Source organism: Actinoalloteichus fjordicus, assembly GCF_001941625.1.
GTDB classification, from domain to species: Bacteria; Actinomycetota; Actinomycetes; order Mycobacteriales; family Pseudonocardiaceae; genus Actinoalloteichus_A; species Actinoalloteichus_A fjordicus.
This window is the reverse complement of the sequence record NZ_CP016076.1, coordinates 6,012,368-6,030,474: the sequence shown is the minus strand read 5'-3', so window position 1 is coordinate 6,030,474 and position 18,107 is coordinate 6,012,368. Positions and strand designations below refer to the sequence as shown.

Genomic DNA, 18,107 nt, shown 5'->3' with positions numbered 1-18,107 from the left:
CAGGACCGGGTCGAGTGCTGCCACTCGATCGGGTGAATCACACGAAAAGTTCAGTCAACTACTTGTCTGGCTGAAAATTTCGGACAAGCTGGTTGTCTCACCAGGTGCCATCGCACATGATTTCACCCCCGATGCACGGACCGTCGGCACGGGTGGCACAGCCCGTAGGCTCTTCGGCGTGAGCGCAGGCGCCCACAGTGGCTCGGCCCGCGAAACAAGATCGAACCATCGGACCGCCCTGGGCTTTGCGGCGGAGAAGTGAGGATGGCGATGTCAGCGCATTCACGGCGATCCTTCACCTATTACCGTCGAGTCGCGGGTGAGGACCTGACGACGGGGCACTGCACCAGTCAGATCGAGCTGACGGAGGATCGCAGACTGCTCTACTTGCGACTGGCCTCGACCGCGCGATTCGCCGTGCTGCTGGACGCCGTCGCCACCGAGCAGCTGATCGCCGCGCTGCGCGCCCGCGACACCCGGACCCTCGACGTGCCGCATCCCGACGGGGGCGCGGTGCCGCTGCGCATCGCCCCGCACCGCAGCCGGATGTCGCTGGGGCTGTTCTTCACCGAGGAGGAGAACATCCAGGTCGCCTTCTCCGCCGATCAGTGTGAGGAACTGATTGATCACCTGCTCGGTGGGCTCGCCTGGCTCACCGGGTCACGCGGCGCCGCAGGCGCCGGGCCCTGATTCCGGTGAGCCAGAGCCCGTTCGCCTGACCAGTCCCCATCCCGAGGCGACGATCCGACCGTACGCGGCCTGCCCGCTGTCGCACCGGGCTCACCGGCCGCTCGTCGAACCGCCGCCGCCGTCGGGCTCCGGCGGCAGGCCCTCGATGCCCGCCCGCCGCACGGCGGCTACGCGCGATCCTGCCGATCGACCAGATCGGCGTAGTCCGGATGACGCGCGACCCAGTTCGCGACGAACGAGCAGGCAGGCCGGATGCGCAGGCCCCGGCCTCGCACGTCGTCCAGCGTCTGGCGGACCATCCGGCCTCCGATGCCCCGACCGCCGAACTCCTCGGCCACCTCGGCGTGCAGCAGCGCCAGCACCGTCCCGTCGACGTCGTAGTCGATGAAGCCCGCGAGTTCCGAGCCGAGCCGGGCCTCGTATCGCCTGCGTTCCGGTGCGTCTCGCACCACGAGGTCCGGCTCGGCTGCGCTCTCCTGGCTGTTCATTTGCGCCATCCTGCCCGCCGCCCTGTCTCGATGCACACCAGCGGCCTGCCTCGGCGCTCAGCCGACCGGGTCGGCCTCGCCCTTCTGCTCCGGCTTCGTCGCGTCCGGCTCCGATCCGTCCAAGGTCTCGTGCGTCGCGGTCGTCCGCTCTGCACTCCCGCCGGAACCGGTCGTCTGCGGAATGAACTCCTGCTGAACGACTCCGCGTCGCGGGCCGCGCAGCGACATCAACCAGCCCACCAGCAGCGTGATCGCCACGCCCAGCGGCGCGAACCACGGGAAGGCCAGCGGCAGCGGCTCGCCGTCGTCGCCGGGCAGCCGCACGAAGGTCACGACGAACAGGACTACGACGATCGTCGTGACGAAGGCGACGACGGCGTCGGTCTGCCGTGCCCGCCGCACCAGCAGACCCAGCGCGAATGCGCCGAGCAGCGCGCCGTAGGTGTAGCTGGCGATGCTCAGTCCCAGCTCCACCACGGGATTCGAGGTCGTGGTGAACATCGAGGCGAAGCCGACGAAGACCAGCGCCCAGACGATCGTCCAGACCTTGCCGTGCCGCAGCACCGTCGCGTCGGAGAGCGGGCGCCGACTGAACCGCTGGTAGATGTCGCTCACCGTCGAGGTGGACAGCGAGTTCAGCGAGGACGACAGCGTGCTCATCGCCGCGGCCAGGATGCCCGCGATCATCAGCCCGGCCAGCCCCGGCGGGAACTCCTGGATGATGAAGGAGGGGAACAGCTCGTCGTTGGCGCCCAGGCCCAGCGCCGCCGGGTCGGCTCCGCCGTAGAAGCTCCACAGCATCGCGCCGATCAGCAGGAACAGGGTGAACTGCAGGAAGACGATGAAACCGCTGGCGATCAACGCCTTCTGACTGTCCTTCACGTCGCGACAGGCCAGCAGCCGCTGCACCATGAGCTGGTCGGCGCCGTGGGAGGCCATGGCGAAGATCGCGCCGCCGATGACGGCCGCGATGAACGAGTACTGGTTGGTCAGGATGTTCGAGCCGAAGTCGAGCAGTTGGAACTTGCCCGCCTCCATGGCGTCGCCGAACCAGCCGTCCGGCAGTTGGTTCGCGAGCAGTCCGACCGCCGCGACACCGCCGCCGGCGTAGATGACCATCTGGATCACGTCCACCCAGATGACCGCCTTGATGCCGCCGAGGTAGGTGTAGACGACGGTGAACAGCGCCAGGCCCAGGATGATCTGCCAGTAGGCGACGTTCAGGCCGAGGGCGTCCAGCAGCAGCTTCACCGGGATGGCGGTGGCGAACAGCCGCACGCCGTCGGCGAGCAGCCTGGTCACCATGAACGTCACCGACGCGGTGCCCTGCAGTCCTCGTCCGAAGCGTTTCCCGAGGAAGGCATAGGCGCTGACCAGGTTCCCCGCGTAGTACCGGGGCAGCAGGACGAAGGCCACCACCACCCGGCCGATGAGGTAGCCGATCGCGAGCTGAAGATAGGTGAAGGACCCCAGATACGCGACGGTCGGCACGCTGATCACGGTCAGGGTGGAGGTCTCGGTGGCCACCACCGAGAAGCAGACCGCCCACCAGGGCAGGTTCCGTCCGCCGACGAAGTAGTCCGCCGCGGACCGTTGTCTGCCCGCGATCAACACGCCGATCACCGGTATGAGGATCAGATAGCCCACGATGACGACGAGATCCAGTGTGTGCATGACGCCTCCTGGTCAGTGCGCGGCGGCGGCCGGGCCGAGGTCGGGTCTGTCGCGAACGTGGTCGATGCGCAGGGCACGGACGGCAGCGGCGCTGGGAGGGGGCTGGCGTAGCGGACCGGCGCCGGGAGTGATCGAGCCGAGCACCCTCGGCCCGGCTGCTCCGGTGGCCGACGGCAGGTTGCCGGGGAGCCCGTGCCAGGTCAGGAAGCCGAGCAGCGTGGTGAGGTAGGCCTCCTTGTCATCGCCCGGCACCCCCAGCAGGTCGCTGGGAGTCAACTGGGCGGGTGTGAGCCGAGCACGCAGCGCTCGAAGCAGAGTCGGATTCCGAGCACCGCCCCCGGAGACGACGACCCTGGACAGCCCGTGTCCTCGGACGGCGGCGCCGATCGTCGCGGCGGTCAGCTCCACGAGAGTGGCCAACAGGTCCGGCGGGGCGATGGCGGGGCGACCGGCCAGCAGGCCGCGCAGGTAGGCGCCGTTGAAGTGCTCCTTGCCCGTCGACTTGGGCGGAGCGGCGCTGTAGAAGGGGTCGGCGAGCAGCTCGCCGAGCAGGTCGGAGTCGGGCCTCCCCCGCGCGGCGAGCCTGCCGCCCACGTCGAAGCCCGGCCCTGCCGGGTCGAGTTCGGTGCAGGCGGCGTCGAGCAGGGCGTTGGCCGGACCGACGTCGTAGGCGATGGTCGCCGCGCCGTCGGCCACGGTGAGATTCGCGATGCCGCCGAGGTTCAACACGCCGATCGGCGTGTGGTCCTCGGGTTCGGCACGGACGAGACCCGCGATCCAGTACCGGTCGAACAGGCCTGCCAGCGGGGCGCCGTGGCCGCCTGCTGCGACGTCTCTGGTCCGAAGGTCGTCGACGACCGGCAGCCCGACGGCCTCGGCGATCCACGCCGGGGACCCGAGTTGGAGCGTCCCCAGACAGCTGCCCGCCGAGCCCGCTGCACCGGGCTCGATCCAGTGGTAGACGGTCTGCCCGAGTGAGGCGACGAGATCGGCTCGCCCGCCGCCGTACTCGTCGATCGCCCGGAGTGCCGCCTCGGCGAAGGTCTGTCCGATCCGGGTGTCGAGCTCGCAGAGCAGCCGGGCGGAGCAGTCGCCCTCCTGGACGACGGTCATGAGGTCGCGGCGCAGATCGACCGGATAGGGCACGCCGAGACCCCCCAACGGTTGCAACGACACCGTCTCGTCCGCCACGGCGAGATCGGCGACGGCCACGTCGACGGCGTCCATCGACGTGCCCGAGCTGAGACCGACGACCCGACAACGATCCATCTGCTGTGGTCTAGAGCACAGCGGCGCTTTGCGCAAGAGGTGCGGGCTCGGCCGAGGCGGTGACACCGCCGCAGGCCGGTTCCCGGTCAGAGCTGCGGCGAGTGGGAGGATGGCCGCGTGCCGACCACGTGGATCTGGGTTCTCGTCATCGCTCTCGTCGTGCTTGCCGCAGCGCTGATCACGGGTGTGGTGCTGGTCCGACGCCGACGCATCCGACTGACCGAGGCCGAGTCGGCGTCGCAGGCGGGCGAGGTGCGTTCCGGGCCGCGTGGCGGCGGTTACCAGGCAGGCGGCGGGATCAGTCTGTCCTCGCGAACTGCTGCCGACCGCACCGAGGTGGACGGCCAGCCCGGTGTCGGCGACGACGCGGCGGTGCCGAGGGACTCGCGGCGACGCGGCATCGTCGACGTGACCCTGCCCCCGGCGGACGGACCCGCTCTCGACACCGGGACCGACTCGGACACCACGACCGCGCCAGAGACCCGACCTGCCGAGCCTGCGGGGCCTACGACCGAGACGGTATCCCCGGCCGACTCCGCTGCCGCACCCGCCCCGAGGGTCGAACCGCCCACGACCCCGGTGCCCGCCCAGCCTGCCGAGCCCCCGACGGCCCCGGTCCCCGCGCAGCCCGCCGAGCCGCCGACGACGCCCGTTCCCGCGCAGCCGCAGCCCGCACCGACGCAGGTCGAGGAGATCGCGCCGACCGAAGGGCGTCTCGAACGGCTTCGGGGCAGGTTGTCGCGTAGCCGTTCTGCCTTCGGCCAGGGCCTGCTCGGACTGCTCGGCGCCGGCGATCTCGACGAGGACTCCTGGACCGAGGTGGAGGACACCCTGCTGCTCGCCGACCTCGGCGCGCTGACGACCACCGAGGTGGTCGGCAAGCTGCGGGAGCGCATCGCCTCCCGTGGGGTGCGCACGGCGGCGCAGGTCAGGGCGTTGCTGACCGAGGTGCTGGTGGAGTCGCTCGGTCCGGAGATGGAGCGTTCCGTGCGGGCGCTGCCGCACAGCGGCAGGCCCGCTGTCCTGCTCGTGGTGGGCGTCAACGGCACCGGCAAGACCACCACCACCGGCAAGCTGGCCAGGGTGCTGGTCGCGGACGGCAGGCAGGTGGTGCTCGGCGCGGCCGACACCTTCCGAGCCGCGGCTGCCGATCAGCTCGCCACCTGGGGCGCCAGGGTCGGTGCCGAGGTGGTGCGGGGGCGCGAGGGCGCCGACCCGGCCAGCGTGGCCTTCGACGCGGTCCGACAGGGCACCTCGGCCGGGGTCGACGCCGTCCTGGTGGACACCGCGGGCAGACTGCACACCAAGTCGGGCCTGATGGACGAACTGGGCAAGGTCAAGCGGGTCGTCGAGAAGCAGTCCGAGGTCGACGAGGTGCTGCTCGTCCTCGATGCGACGACCGGGCAGAACGGGCTGACCCAGGCCAGGGTCTTCTCCGAGGTCGTCAACGTGACCGGCATCGTCCTGACCAAGCTCGACGGCACGGCCAAGGGCGGGATCGTCTTCCAGGTGCAGCGCGAACTGGGCGTCCCGGTCAAGCTCGTCGGTCTCGGCGAGGGACCGGACGACCTGGCTCCGTTCGAGCCCGCCGCCTTCGTCGACGCCCTGCTCAACTAGTCACCGCTCCCGGTTCCGGCGGGTCGTCGGACTGATCGCGGACGCACGACGTCGGCCCGCCTGTGCCTGCTTTCGACCGGCTCGGAAGGCGGGCGGCGGGCGGCCGCGACCGTGGAACCGTCTACGGGCGGCGCGACCGGCAGGGGTCGCCGTCGACGAGCGGGTCTCGACTCGGATCTGGACGTCGTGGGACTCGTGGTGACGGCTCGCGTGGCCGGCATCGCGCAACACGACCCGGCTCGGTCGTCCGCCGCACGTGCTGCCTGCCGGTCGGGTCTGGCGCTCTGGTCCGGCACCGGCCGGGCCGGCACCGGCCGGGCCGGCGCCGGATCGACTCGGACTCCGCCCCGGATCGACCGGCTGCGGCCTGCCGCCCCGCACAGGCGCCGGGACCGCTCGGCGGTGCGCTCCTGCTGCCAACGGTCGTAGGACCGGCAGCCGCCCGGCCGTATCGGCTGAGCCGTCCACTTCAGTGCGCTGATCCGACCGGCCGAAGCTGGGTGCCGGGTTCGTGAATTCTTCCCCCACACTCTGTCCATTTCGCCGAAAGATCGGCACGGTGAGGGATGGTCGGCCCAGTGCAGGCCGGCCACTGGGTGGAAGGAGAACGACGATGCTGAGACTGCTCGGACGCATGAGCGTCCTGCTCGCCGCACTGGTGATGACCATGGGCACCGTGAGCGTCGTGAGTGCGCCTGAGGCGCATGCCTACAACTGGACGAGGACTCTTCGGCAGGGTGACAGCGGTGCCGATGTCCGCGAACTGCAGATTCGGGTCGCGGGCTGGGCCGCCGCCAGCGCATCGCGCACCGCGTTGACCGTCGACGGCGACTTCGGACCCGCCACGCAGGGCGCGGTGCGTCGCTTCCAGGGTGCGTACGGGCTGGGCATCGACGGCGTGGTGGGGCCTGCGACCCAGGCTCAGCTCAACTGGCTGGAGGCCTCGGACGGGTCGACTCGGCACTTCAACTTCTCGGAGTTCCACTCCAGGGACGGCGCCGCGTTCAACAACGGTCGGGTCGGCGCCTCCACGGTCCGGGAGAACGTCCGCAGGCTGATGTACAAGCTGGAGGCCGTCCGTAAGAAGTCGGGGGACCGGGCGATCACGATCAACTCCGGCTTCCGCAGCGTCTCGCACAACGCCGCCGTCGGCGGCGCATCCAACAGTCAGCACATGTACGGCATCGCGGCCGACATCGTCATCAGCGGTCGTTCGGTGAGTCAGACCATCGGCTACGGCCAGACCTCGGGCTTCTCCGGGATCATTCGCTACAGCACCTTCACCCATGTCGACAGCCGTGCGGAGTACTCCTACGGCTCCAGCGCCTGGTACTGGGCCATCTAGCCCGGTCACGGATCGATGAAGCGCGGCGTCCCAGCAGGGGCGCCGCGCTTCGTCTTGCGGTGAGGTGGGATGCTCAGATACAGCCTTGCGGCATTCGGGCGAATTCAGCCAAGACCTTCCGGCCTGCCCGTGAGCATTCCGTAACCTAGTGGGAGCGCTCTCTCGATCTTCGTCTCGTGCCACTTCGATGTTTGCCCGGTGTCGGAAATCTTCCCGTAACCGATGGTGAAGGTATTTCACGTAGGGGAAACATCGATGGACACATGCCGAAACGCCCCGGTTCGAACCTTGGCCGAAGCGTCGGCACGAACGGAGGCGAGATGGATAGCGGAAATACCGCGTGGGTGCTCACCAGCGCGGCCTTGGTGATGCTCATGACGCCAGGGCTGGCTTTCTTCTACGGTGGCATGGTTCGCTCGAAGAGCGTGCTGAATATGATCATGATGAGTCTCGGGAGCATGGGTGTCGTCGGCATCCTGTGGGTGCTCTTCGGCTATTCCATGGCATTCGGCGACGATGTGGGTCTTGGTCTTCTCGGGAACCCGCTCGAATACTTCGGCCTCAACGGCCTGTGGAGCCCGGATTCGCTCTCCGGTGACATTCCCACCCTGGCGTTCGTCGGCTTCCAGGCGATGTTCGCCATCATCACGGTGGCGTTGATCTCTGGTGCGGTCGCCGATCGCATCAGATTCGGCCCGTGGCTGCTGTTCGCCGGGCTCTGGGCACTGGTCGTCTACTTCCCGGTGGCGCACTGGGTCTTCGCGTTCAGCGATGAGGAGTCCGGGGTGGTAGGCGGCTGGATCGCCAACACCCTCGGCGCGATCGACTTCGCGGGCGGCACGGCCGTCCATATCAACGCCGGTGCGGCGGCACTCGCGCTGGCGCTGGTGCTCGGCAGGCGGCGCGGCTGGCCGCAGGAGCCGATGAGACCGCACAACCTGCCGATGGTGGTCCTCGGCGCGGCACTGCTGTGGTTCGGCTGGTTCGGCTTCAACGCGGGCTCGGCGCTCGCGGCAGACGGCGCGGCCGCGCTGGTCCTGGTCAACACGCTGGTCGCGACCGGCGCGGCGATGCTCGCCTGGCTGTTGGTCGAGCGAATCCGAGACAAGCACGCCACTACTCTGGGCGCCGCCTCCGGCATCGTCGCGGGTCTGGTGGCCATCACCCCCGCAGGCTCGTCGGTCTCCCCGTTGGGAGCCATCGCCGTCGGGCTCATCTCGGGTGCGCTCTGCGCCCTGGCGGTCGGCCTGAAGTACCGCTTCCGCTACGACGACTCGCTCGACGTCGTCGGCGTGCACCTGGTCGGCGGCCTGGTGGGAACCCTGCTGATCGGCTTCTTCGGCGACAGCAGCACCCCGGCCGGGGTCGACGGCCTGTTCTTCGGCGGCGGCTTCGGGCTGCTCGGCATCCAGGCTGTCGGTGCCTTCGCGGTGCTGGCGTACTCCTTCGTGCTGAGCCTGCTGCTCGCACTGCTCGTCAAGGCGGTCATCGGACTCCGAGTCCCGCCGGAGGCGGAGGACGCGGGCGTCGACGAGTCGGAACACGCAGAAGGCGGCTACGAGTTCGCCGGTTTCGCCGTCAGCCGCGTCGCCGGGCACCAGACTGGGTCGACCGGCGCGGCGACGACCTCCGCGCCCGGCCCGACGGCGCCGACGACGAGTTCGGACTCGGCGTCGCCTGCCTATGAGGGGAGTAAGCAGTGAAGCTGGTGACCGCGATCGTCAAGCCCGCGACCCTGGACGCGATTCGCACGGGCCTGGACAGGCTCGGTGTGCTGGGCATGACAGTGGGCGAGGTCCGCGGCTATGGCAGGCAGAAAGGCCATACCGAGGTCTACCGAGGTGCAGGCGTCTCCATCGACTATGTGGCGAAGGTCCGGATCGACGTGCTCACCGAGACGTCCATCGCCGAGGAGGTCGTGACGACGATCGTGGAGAACGCCCACAGCGGCCAGATCGGCGACGGCAAGGTCTGGGTGACCACGGTCGACTCCGTCGTACGGGTGCGGACCGGCGAACGCGACAGCGAAGCGCTGTAGACACCCGGCAACGTCGGGCAGGCATCCGGGTCGGCCCGACAGAGTCATCCCATTCGGCGTGCCGCCGACGTGACATGACGCCGACGCGATAGACGGAGTCCCTCATCGAGGGGCTCCGTCTTCGTCTGTGCGGGGCGGTGCAGGCCCGATTCGGCCCTGGTGCCAGGATCTCGTTCGCCGTGAGTCGTCCGGCGACGCCTGCGGGTCGCGGGGGCTTCCGAACCGATGCGCGGGGTGCGCTCGGCGACGTGATGAGTAGATCCCCTCAGTCGATCTGGTGCCTTTCCCTCTCCTCGCCCGCCGCCCCGGCTGACAGGCTTGTCGATAGTTCCGCCAGGAGATCGAGTCCGTTCGATCGGATTCCGCCCCGATCGAGCCACTCCCGAGGGCCTCGCCGCTGCTGGCCGGACGACGTGCAACGCCGCCCGAGTGGCCTGGTGAGGGGTGAGGCCAGTCGGGCGGCGAAGCGTGTTCATGCCCCGGCTCGCGTCTTGCGACGTCAGGTCTGACGGCCGGAGCGGCCGTCAGATCCGCCGTGGCCGTCATGACCGTCGTTGAACTCGAAGCGTTCCTTGCGGACCTGATCGGTGATGGTCTGCTCCTCGGTGGTCATCTCGGTGGTCAGTCGCACCCGCTCGACCGGGACGGTCCGACGCTCGATCACCGGGCGCTCCTCGTGCAGGATGACCTCGCGCTGCTCCTCGTGAATGCGCAGTCCCGATCCTGCGGCGGCCTCCCGGTCGGCATCGGTGATCGGCTCGGTCTCCATGCGGACGCGCTCCCGCTTGAGCGGCACCTTGATCTGCACCTCTTCGGTGACCACGTACTTGCGCAACCAGGCGCGGCCGACCTCCACCTGCTCGGCATGCACGCTGAGCTGCTCCTCGCAGCGGGTGATGGCCTCGCCTCGGTTTGTCTGCCGCGCGACCGGCGACTCCGCCGCGCGACCGGTGGCGCTCCGGTCACCCTTGGCCGTCGGGGTCGGCGCACCGGTCCGGCCTGCGGCGCGCTCCTCCGCCGCCAGCATCTCGGGATAGGTGCTCGCCGCGTGCTGCTGCCCGGCCCGTGCCTCGGCGCCGCTGATACGGGACTCCGGCTGCCTGGCGCCCGCAGCGCCCGCAGCGCCCGCCGCCCCGCCCGTGCTCGGCTGCGCGGTGTCGGACGCTGCGGCGGCCTGCTGTCTGCTTCCGCTGTTCAGCCCCTCCGGGCTCTGGCGCTGGCTGGGCAGGCCGTAGTAGTCGTACAGCCTGCTCTCCTCCTCGATCGGCAGTTCGCCCTGATCCGGGGCCACCTGAGGCGCCTCGCGGACCTGGTCCCGGTTGTAGCGCACCTCCACGTCGCCCTGATCATTGCGACGCATCCCCGCTACCGGGACGAAGCTCTCGCGCACTCCGAACAAGCCGGTGTGCACGGAGATCCAGGACGGCTCTCCGGACGGTCCGTCCAGCCATACCTGTGCGATCTTGCCGATCTTGCTGCCGTCCGCACCATAGACGGTGCGACCGGGCAGCTTTTTGATGTCCTGCATACCACTGGTCATTGTTCGCCACCTCCAGACGACTCCACTGAAGGGAGTACCCAGCTGGTCCAATGCGCGGACAGAACCACCCGAAAGGGTTGCGTCTAGGCGGCGAGTCCAACCGTGTGGGCGAGGCTTGGTGGGGTATTGGCGCGCTCAGCGGGCGAAGCGCGTCGACCGGAGCGCAGCCCGCGTGGTGGCGGGCGCCCATCGTGCCGGGATCTCGTTCTCGACGTTGCGCTCCTTGTCGGCCTGTCGCGGGACGGCAGGCGTCACGTGCTGCCCCGTCGTGCTCAGGCCTGCCGCGCTCAGGGTCGTCGTGCCGAGGGGTGTCGCGCTCAGACTCATCGCGCTCAGGGCGTCCGACAACGCCTGAGCGAACTCGGGAGAGAAGACCTGCCCCCGGCGGATCGCCACCACTGGTCGTCCGCCGGTGGTATAGCTGACACACACCGGGGAGGACAGCTCATCCTTGACTACGAAGAGTGGTGAGTTCACCACCGGCTCCCTTCTCTCGCGGTTGTGGTGTTCGATCACCCGAACCACGTCGTTCCACCCCGGCAGGCATCCCCGCTCGGTTCGGGACGACCACGATGCCGATCGGGTGGTCGACAGTGGAGGGACATGACGGTCAGAACTGCCGGTACCTGCGAATATCTCGGATGATTCCCGAGATTCGTTTGCTCGGACGGAGTAATACGACGACGGTTTCCCCGACGCTACGCCGGCCCGCCGGCCGCCCGGCGCCTCTCACTCGAACGTGGAGAGTCGGCGCGTCGCAGGCTGGCTGGGGCGGTGCGGTTCCGGCGTCCGGGGGGCGTGCCGCCACTCGTTCGCCTCAAGGAAATGTCACTTTGAGTGATCGTTTCTCGTTGTGATCCGGTGCTCTGCCGCCGTCTGTGGGGCGGGTCTTCCGGTGCGGCAGCGAAGCCGGGACCATCTCAGGAGTGCGCACTGGTCGGCTGTCGGGAGCGACGGCGTTGCTGCCGCGATGGCAGGAGTTGACGCTGCTGGTGCAGCGCGCGTCCGACCGGCCACGCTGGCAGCAGGTGCAGGCGGTGATCATCTCGCTGTGGTCGGGTGCCTGGATCGTCGGCCAGATCGGTCCCCCCGATACGAGACTCTCGCCGCTGGACGTGCCGGGCCGGGCCTTGGAGACGGTCGGCGTCGACGTCCGGGACGCACTGCACTCGGCAGGAGAGTTCCTCGCCGAGCCACAGCGGCGGACGGTCCTGCTGTTGTGCGCCTGGGTTGCGGGACTGCTGTGGGCGGCGACGACCGAGCACGCCCAGTACACGGCCCTGGCAGGCTGGCTCCTGGTGATGGTCGCGGCGGAGGGCCTCGGGTATCACCAGGCGATCTATCGGGCGGTCCTCGCGCTGGTCGGGCTCGTCGTCCTGCTCTACCTGTGTTCACTGCCACTACGTCGGGTGCCGATGAACCGACGTCCCCGGCTGCTGCCTCGAGACGTGCTGAGTGCGGGCGCCACGGCGGGTGCGTTGTCGGGAATCGTCCCGCTGCTCGCCATCGGCATGCTCACGACGAGGGTGTGCAGGCCTTATCTCACCCGACCCCCCGCGCTGGTCGGCGAGGTGCTGTCCCCGATCCGGCCCGAGTCGACTCGGGCAGGCGGTCCGGCCCGGTCGAGTGCGGGACCGGCCTTCGATCGGTCCGAGCAGTCCGACCAGCGCAGTCGGTCTGAGCAACAGGAGCAGGGCGGACCGGCGCGGCCTGAGATCGACATCCCGGATCAGCCGGGCGCCGAGCACGATGTCGCCGATCCCGCCCGGCGGACGGACTGACCCGGACCCGCGATGTCGAGTCCCACGTGACCACCGCCTGCGATGACGCAGGCGACAGCGGGCCCGACCCCGTGGCGGAGCGCCGATCGGGCGGTGCGTGTGCCTGGACGGCGGCGTGGGTACTACCGATGCATGGCTGATCCCGCCCGAGAGCCCCGACATCGACGCACCCGCGCCGAGTACGAGCGTGGGTTGTACGACTACCACGACCTGACCGCCGGGATCGGCGGCGCGGCGCCCACCAGGAGCCCCCTGACCCTGCGGCTGTGGCTGGCGGGGTTCGGCCTGGTGTTCTGTACCGGGGCCGCCGTGTTGTTCTTCATCGCCGACCACGTCGTCTTCGGCACCGTGCTGGCCGTCTTGGCCGTGATCGCCGCGGTGGACCTCATGTGGATCGCCCACCGCAAGCGGCGTGGCGAGCCCGGCTGAGTGCGTCCCCAGGCGGACATCGGCTCAGCAGCCGGACCGGGCGAGGCAGCAGGCCCGGCAATGCCTGCCCTGCTGCGCGGACCCGAGGTGCGGGCTCGCCGCGCGCTCTCGATCCGCCGCAGGGGCCGCATCCGATGCGGTACCCGATCGACGGCCCCGCCTCGGAAGATCCCCGCACGGCCGAGGTCGCCCGCCTGACGAATCGGCGGTAGGCGTGACGAACCTCGTCGACGGCGACCGCCGGAGCGCTGGCCGCCGCGGACCGCACGGTGTGCAGCGGGCATAAAGGCGGTGACTCCCCGGCCCGCCGATGGCGGTGCGTGCCGGGAAGTGCACCCCAGGTCACAGAACGGTGACGTCGAGTTGCCGGGAGGTGCGCGCTGCGGTGCGCTGTGCGGCGTGGATCAGAAGAAGATCGAACATCAGACGGAGTTCGACGTCATCGTGATCGGTGGCGGAGCGGTCGGCGAGAACGTCGCGGCCCGTGCAGTGCAGGGCGGGTTGCGAGCGGTGATCGTCGAGGCGGAGCTGTTGGGTGGCGAGTGCTCCTACTGGGCGTGCATGCCGAGCAAGGCACTGCTGCGGCCGGGCAGCGCGCTCGCCGCCGCCCGCCGAGTCCCCGGCGCGCGCGAGGCGGTGACCGGCCGGCTGGACGTCGCCGAGGTCCTCAAGGAACGGGACGCCATCGCCTCCGACTGGAAGGACGACGGACAGCTCGACTGGGCGCGCAGCAGCGGCATCGCCGTGATCAAGGGGACCGCACGCATCACCGGACCACGTCGGGTCCGTGTCGAGGACGCCGACGGCACCCGCGAGATCACCGCCGTCCAGGCCGTGGTCGTCTGCACCGGCAGCGCCCCACGCACCCCGCCGATCCCCGGACTCGACGAGATCCGTACCTGGACCTCCAGGGACGCGACCTCCGCCCGCTCGGTGCCCCGGCGGCTCGCCGTCCTCGGCGGCGGACCGGTCGGCGTCGAGCTGGCACAGGCCTGGGCACGCCTCGGCTCCAACGTCACCCTCATCAACGGCGGGCCGCGCCTCCTCCAGAGTTTCGAGGACTTCGCGGGCGAACTGGTCGCCGAAGGGCTGCGCGAGGACGGCGTCGAGGTCCTGCTCGACACCACGCTGGAGCGGGTCGGTGCCGAAGCGGGCGGCATCGCCCTGCGAACGGACGAAGGCAGGCGGATCAAGGCCGATGAACTCCTCGTCGCGACCGGTCGGAGCCCGGCGACTCACGCGATCGGGCTGGACGTGGTCGGCCTGACCCCCGGCGAGCCGCTCCGCGTCGATGATTCCGGGCAGGTGACGGGCATCGAGGGCAGCTGGCTGTACGCGGCGGGCGACGTCACCGGCCGGGCTCCGCTGACCCACCAGGGCAAGTACGCGGCACGGGTGGTCGGCGACGTGATCGCGGGGCGCGCGGCGGGAACGCCGGAGGCCCGCAGCGCCTCGCCGTGGAGCCGTTTCGCGGCCACCGCCGACCACACCGCCGTCCCGCAGGTCGTGTTCACCGACCCCGAGGTCGCCGCCGTCGGATTCACTGCGGACGCCGCTCGACAGGCGGGCCTGCGCACCAGGGTCGTCGACCTGGACATCGCCGTCGGTGGCTCCTCGGTTCATGCCAAGGACTATCGCGGCCGGGCCCGCATGGTCGTCGACGAGGATCGACGAGTCCTGGTCGGCGTCACGTTCGCGGGCTACGACGTGGCCGAGCTGCTGCACGCGGCGACCATCGCCATCGTCGGCGAGGTGCCGATCGATCGACTCTGGCACGCGGTGCCCGCGTACCCGACGATCAGCGAGGTCTGGTTGCGGCTGTTGGAGAAGTACGGGCTCTGAAGGTCGATCACCGGGCGGACAGCGTCAGGCCGGTCTCGGCGAGCGTCGTCAGCTCGACGTCATCGGGCGCCGACGGCGCGTCGATCCACACCGCCTGACCGATCCGCACCTGGGTGCCGGTCCTGGCGACGACGAAGGCGGCGCCGTCGAACGACTCCGGCCCGCCGCGCCAGCCCTGCCCGTCGCGCACCAGGTCGTTGATCCCGCCTCGGCCGACGCCGGTCACGAGCTGTTCGAACTCCTGGGCCTGGTTCTCGTCGGTGAACTCGACCACCGACGTCGAGACCGCGGCCTCGGCAGGCGCATCCGTGTGGAACAGGCCTCGGGACAGACCGGTACAGGGATGGTCGGTCAGCCAGGCCTGCACGTCGCCGTAGGAGTGCCGCGCGCAGTCGTCGGCACCGTCCTCGCCCCGGACGGCGAACTCGGTGCCCTCCGCGACCACGACGGCGACGGGCGCGGACTCATCGCCGTCCTCGACCCCCGAGCTGTCGCCGCCCAGGCTGGACTCGACGGCGAGGAACGCCATCACGCCGAGCACGAGGGCCGCGATGACCGCCGCCGCCACCAGCTGACCGGAGAACCCCGTCCGCCGGGACGCCGGACGGACCGCGCCCGGCCACCCGCCTGCAGCCGCCCCGGGCTGCCCGACTGCGGGCGGCGGGCCCGACGGCCCCGCCGGGACGCGTGCCCCGAGGCCGGGCGGTGCGCTGCGCCGGGCCTGCCCGCGTGCGGCGCGACGGGACCGGTCGTCGCCGAGTTCGGTGTCCCGGAACGGGCCGGGTCCGGCGCTCCCGCGTCCGGTGGTGCGGGGACGCCCGCAGGCCGGGGGAGTACGACCGTGCCCGCGTCCGCCTGGCCGAGGGGGACGGCCGTCTGCTGCGCGGAGACGGCGGCCTCGGCAGTCGAGAAGCCCTCGGCGTCCAGCTCCGCCGAGGTCAGGACATCCTCGACCAGCTCGGGCCGATCCGGGAACAGGGCGAGAAGGACGCGCCGTGCCTCGCCCACCCCCAGCCACGTCGAGCGATGCGCGGACTCGCGCAGCGCGCCGAGCAGCGACGGCGGCGAGGGATGCAGGACCCAGAAGCCCTCTGCGAGGTCCTCCGGCGGCTGGCGAACCTCCTCGACGTACGGCCCGATGGCGATCACGGTGGTCAGCGGGACCTGCGTCCCGGCGTTCCGCAGCCGGTCCCGCACCACACGTGTCAGCTCGATCGCCTCGCCCGCCGGGTTGGGCGACTCGTCAGACCTGGTGAGCAGCCAGCCGTCGACGCGCCACCGCCTGCTCAGCGGGGCGTCGAGCTTCATCGCGGGGTCCGGCAGGTCGACTCCGACCACGAGGGTCAGGCCGGTCGGTCGGATGATCAGCGCGTCCACCGGGCGGGCCGCTCCCGACGGCGTGTCCCCGAGGACGGCCACCCCGCCGACCAGTCTGTCGCCCCGGCCCCAGGAGGCAAGCGTCGCTCGTACGTCGACGCTGATCACCGAAGGGCCTTCACCGAGCCGAATCAGCCGCACTGGCCACCTCCCGCGGTGTACATGACGAAGCCCTGACCTCGGATGCCTCGACGGCGATCTGCTGCCGGGCTGCACGTGACGGGCTCGGAGTCTCACGGTAGCCCTCGTCACGGAACTGCTCACGCTACTCAGTGGTAAACACCGGTTCGTGCAAGCGGGCCGGGACCGCCGGGTGTGTCGTGCCCGGGCGCCTCGGCGGACTCGTCTGGCGGAGATCAGCCACGTCGGTGCAGAATGACGCCATCGATCGATTCGATCAGCTGTCTGTTATGTCCGTTCAATGTGGTGGTTCGATCGCGGTCCGGAGGTTGTCGACTGATTCACCGTTCTACGGTGGTGAACTGATTCACCGTTCTACGGTGGAACCGAACCGCGCGCTGCTCGCGAGGCCGTAGGGGAAGACGTCCCTCGTCGAGCAGCGGAGGTCAGCAGTGAGCACTAGTGGCAACACCAGTGGCGTCGTCTACGTCCACTCGTCGCCTTCTGCGGTCTGTCCGCATGTCGAGTGGGCGATCTCGGGAACGGTGGGCACGCGCGTCGGTCTTCAGTGGACTGCGCAGCCGATGGCCGCCGGTCAGCTGCGCGCCGAATGCAACTGGTCCGGCGCGGCGGGCACCGGAGCGCGTCTGGCCGCCGCGCTGCGCGTCTGGCCGATGATCCGCTTCGAGGTCACCGAGGAGGCGAGCCCCGGCATCGACGGCGAGCGCTTCTGCCATGTGCCCGGCCTCGGTCTGTGGCGGGCCAGAACCAGCGCCAACGGGGACATCGTGGTCACCGAGGACCAGCTGCGGACGCTGCTCGCCTGCGGCGTCGAACGGGACACCGTGACGCACCGGGTCGGCGAACTGCTCGGCGCCGCCTGGGACGACGCACTCGAACCGTTTCGGCCCGCAGGGGACGGCGCCCCGGTCACCTGGCTCCACCAGGTCGGTTGAACCGGCCGCGACACCATCGCGGCCTCGACTGTGTACCCCGCCGATCGCGGGCCTGATCGGGTGGGACGGCCGCCCGGTCGGTGTCGGAGGTTTCGGTCGGGCGGTGGGCGGAGCGCGACCGGACGGCCGCCTTGCACTGCACGATCGAGCCGGTTCGTCGCGGAAGGTATGACACCCTGGGCGAGTGCTGACCGACAGTGAGCCGCCCCGGGATTTCGCCGGGCGCCCCCGCGAGCCCGGGTGGCTGCACAGGGCCTGGCTCGCCCTCGGCATCGTCGGAGTGCTCGGTCTGGCCGTGATCGCGGGCCTGCTCGTCGCCGATCGCTACCCGTCGAGCACGGCGGCTCTCACGACGACCCCCGCGCGCCCGCCTGCCGACCGACCGCAGGAGGGCGAGCCCGTCGAGCCGGTCCTCTCGGACGACGTGCTCGGTCATCCCGACGAGGACGCGATCCGCGTGCTGGTCGACACCCACTTCGAGGCGATCAACGGCCTCAACTACGAGTTATGGGCGACGACGGTCGTCGAGCACCGCGTCCGAGACCTGCCGGAACAGGTCTGGATGGACAGCTACCGGTCCACGACCGACGGCAACGTGATCGTCCACCGCATCGATCCCGGCCCGGCCGACTCGCTGCGGATGGTGCTGAGCTTCGTCAGCCTTCAGGACCCGCAGGACGCCCCCGCCGAGGTGCCCGCCGACTGTGTGTACTGGCGGGTCGTCTATCCGCTGGCCATCGAGAACGGCAGGCTCAAACTCGACAGCGGACTGCCGAACAGCTCCGTCCCCAGCCCGTGTGAGGACGAGGGCTGATCCGCACCCGCCGCCGAGCTCCCGCCCGCCTGTCAGCCCGGTCGGCTCACCGGATTTCCGCCGCGTGCCTGCCTGCCCGTCGCGGTCGTCCTCGCCGACCCGCTCGCCGCCGCACGACGAACCGGCA

Annotated in this window: 17 protein-coding genes; 10 read left to right on the top strand and 7 right to left on the bottom strand. The window is 70.2% G+C overall.

Annotated features, from left to right (window positions below; genetic code table 11):
• The first annotated feature begins 270 nt into the window (after positions 1-270).
• Entirely contained in the window at positions 271-690 is a 420-nt protein-coding gene (locus UA74_RS25690; protein WP_157434450.1) for a hypothetical protein, read from the top strand.
• Positions 691-857: 167 nt separating this feature from the next.
• On the opposite strand, the gene UA74_RS25685 is transcribed toward UA74_RS25690, so the two are convergent.
• The 3 genes from UA74_RS25685 to UA74_RS25675 are packed head-to-tail and all read right to left on the bottom strand — an operon-like array spanning position 858 to position 4,121.
• Positions 858-1,178 (bottom strand): GNAT family N-acetyltransferase, encoded by a 321-nt coding sequence (locus UA74_RS25685; protein WP_075742527.1) that lies wholly within the window; start codon positions 1,176-1,178, stop codon positions 858-860.
• A 57-nt stretch (positions 1,179-1,235) separates the two neighbouring features.
• A complete protein-coding gene (locus tag UA74_RS25680; protein ID WP_083683635.1) occupies positions 1,236-2,852 on the bottom strand; it encodes a sodium:solute symporter in 1,617 nt (538 codons plus the stop codon).
• 12 nt (positions 2,853-2,864) lie between these two features.
• Complete coding sequence (locus UA74_RS25675; RefSeq protein ID WP_075742526.1) at positions 2,865-4,121, bottom strand: anhydro-N-acetylmuramic acid kinase; 1,257 nt, start codon at positions 4,119-4,121, stop codon at positions 2,865-2,867.
• Positions 4,122-4,238: 117 nt separating this feature from the next.
• On the opposite strand from UA74_RS25675, the gene ftsY reads away from it, so the two are divergent.
• The 4 genes from ftsY (at position 4,239) to UA74_RS25650 (ending at position 9,121) form a co-directional block, all read left to right on the top strand.
• Complete coding sequence (ftsY, locus tag UA74_RS25670) at positions 4,239-5,738, top strand: signal recognition particle-docking protein FtsY (RefSeq protein WP_075742525.1); 1,500 nt, start codon at positions 4,239-4,241, stop codon at positions 5,736-5,738.
• A 613-nt stretch (positions 5,739-6,351) separates the two neighbouring features.
• On the top strand, positions 6,352-7,083 hold the full coding sequence (locus UA74_RS25660) for a D-Ala-D-Ala carboxypeptidase family metallohydrolase (protein ID WP_075742523.1): 732 nt from the start codon (positions 6,352-6,354) through the stop codon (positions 7,081-7,083).
• Positions 7,084-7,403: 320 nt separating this feature from the next.
• A complete protein-coding gene (locus tag UA74_RS25655) occupies positions 7,404-8,786 on the top strand; it encodes an ammonium transporter (protein WP_075744233.1) in 1,383 nt (460 codons plus the stop codon).
• Complete coding sequence (locus UA74_RS25650; RefSeq protein WP_075742522.1) at positions 8,783-9,121, top strand: P-II family nitrogen regulator; 339 nt, start codon at positions 8,783-8,785, stop codon at positions 9,119-9,121. Before UA74_RS25655 ends, UA74_RS25650 begins: the two co-directional genes overlap by 4 nt.
• A 499-nt stretch (positions 9,122-9,620) precedes the next feature.
• On the opposite strand, the gene UA74_RS25645 is transcribed toward UA74_RS25650, so the two are convergent.
• Together UA74_RS25645 and UA74_RS25640 are read right to left on the bottom strand one after the other, a co-directional pair.
• Entirely contained in the window at positions 9,621-10,661 is a 1,041-nt protein-coding gene (locus tag UA74_RS25645) for a DUF2382 domain-containing protein (RefSeq protein ID WP_083683633.1), read from the bottom strand.
• 135 nt (positions 10,662-10,796) lie between these two features.
• On the bottom strand, positions 10,797-11,138 hold the full coding sequence (locus tag UA74_RS25640; RefSeq protein WP_157434449.1) for a hypothetical protein: 342 nt from the start codon (positions 11,136-11,138) through the stop codon (positions 10,797-10,799).
• 449 nt (positions 11,139-11,587) lie between these two features.
• On the opposite strand from UA74_RS25640, the gene UA74_RS25635 reads away from it, so the two are divergent.
• The 3 genes from UA74_RS25635 (at position 11,588) to UA74_RS25625 (ending at position 14,713) form a co-directional block, all read left to right on the top strand.
• Complete coding sequence (locus UA74_RS25635; protein WP_157434448.1) at positions 11,588-12,442, top strand: hypothetical protein; 855 nt, start codon at positions 11,588-11,590, stop codon at positions 12,440-12,442.
• Between the two features lie 132 nt (positions 12,443-12,574).
• The gene (locus UA74_RS25630; RefSeq protein WP_075742518.1) at positions 12,575-12,871 is read left to right on the top strand and encodes a DUF6343 family protein; all 297 of its coding nucleotides are present in this window, start codon (positions 12,575-12,577) and stop codon (positions 12,869-12,871) included.
• A gap of 399 nt (positions 12,872-13,270) precedes the next feature.
• A complete protein-coding gene (locus UA74_RS25625) occupies positions 13,271-14,713 on the top strand; it encodes a dihydrolipoyl dehydrogenase family protein (protein WP_083684157.1) in 1,443 nt (480 codons plus the stop codon).
• Between the two features lie 7 nt (positions 14,714-14,720).
• On the opposite strand, the gene UA74_RS25620 is transcribed toward UA74_RS25625, so the two are convergent.
• Together UA74_RS25620 and UA74_RS25615 are read right to left on the bottom strand one after the other, a co-directional pair.
• Complete coding sequence (locus tag UA74_RS25620) at positions 14,721-15,281, bottom strand: hypothetical protein (protein ID WP_075765630.1); 561 nt, start codon at positions 15,279-15,281, stop codon at positions 14,721-14,723.
• Positions 15,242-16,198 carry a hypothetical protein gene (locus UA74_RS25615; protein WP_157442331.1) on the bottom strand — a complete coding sequence of 319 codons (957 nt, stop codon included), beginning with the start codon at positions 16,196-16,198 and terminating at the stop codon, positions 15,242-15,244. Before UA74_RS25615 ends, UA74_RS25620 begins: the two co-directional genes overlap by 40 nt.
• Before the next feature lie 464 nt (positions 16,199-16,662).
• Here UA74_RS25615 and UA74_RS25610 point away from each other — a divergent pair, with 464 nt between their 5' ends.
• Together UA74_RS25610 and UA74_RS25605 are read left to right on the top strand one after the other, a co-directional pair.
• Entirely contained in the window at positions 16,663-17,166 is a 504-nt protein-coding gene (locus UA74_RS25610) for a DUF3145 domain-containing protein (protein ID WP_075742516.1), read from the top strand.
• A 184-nt stretch (positions 17,167-17,350) separates the two neighbouring features.
• Positions 17,351-17,980, top strand: coding sequence for a hypothetical protein (locus tag UA74_RS25605; protein WP_083683632.1), 630 nt, complete (start codon positions 17,351-17,353; stop codon positions 17,978-17,980).
• Positions 17,981-18,107 lie beyond the last annotated feature (127 nt).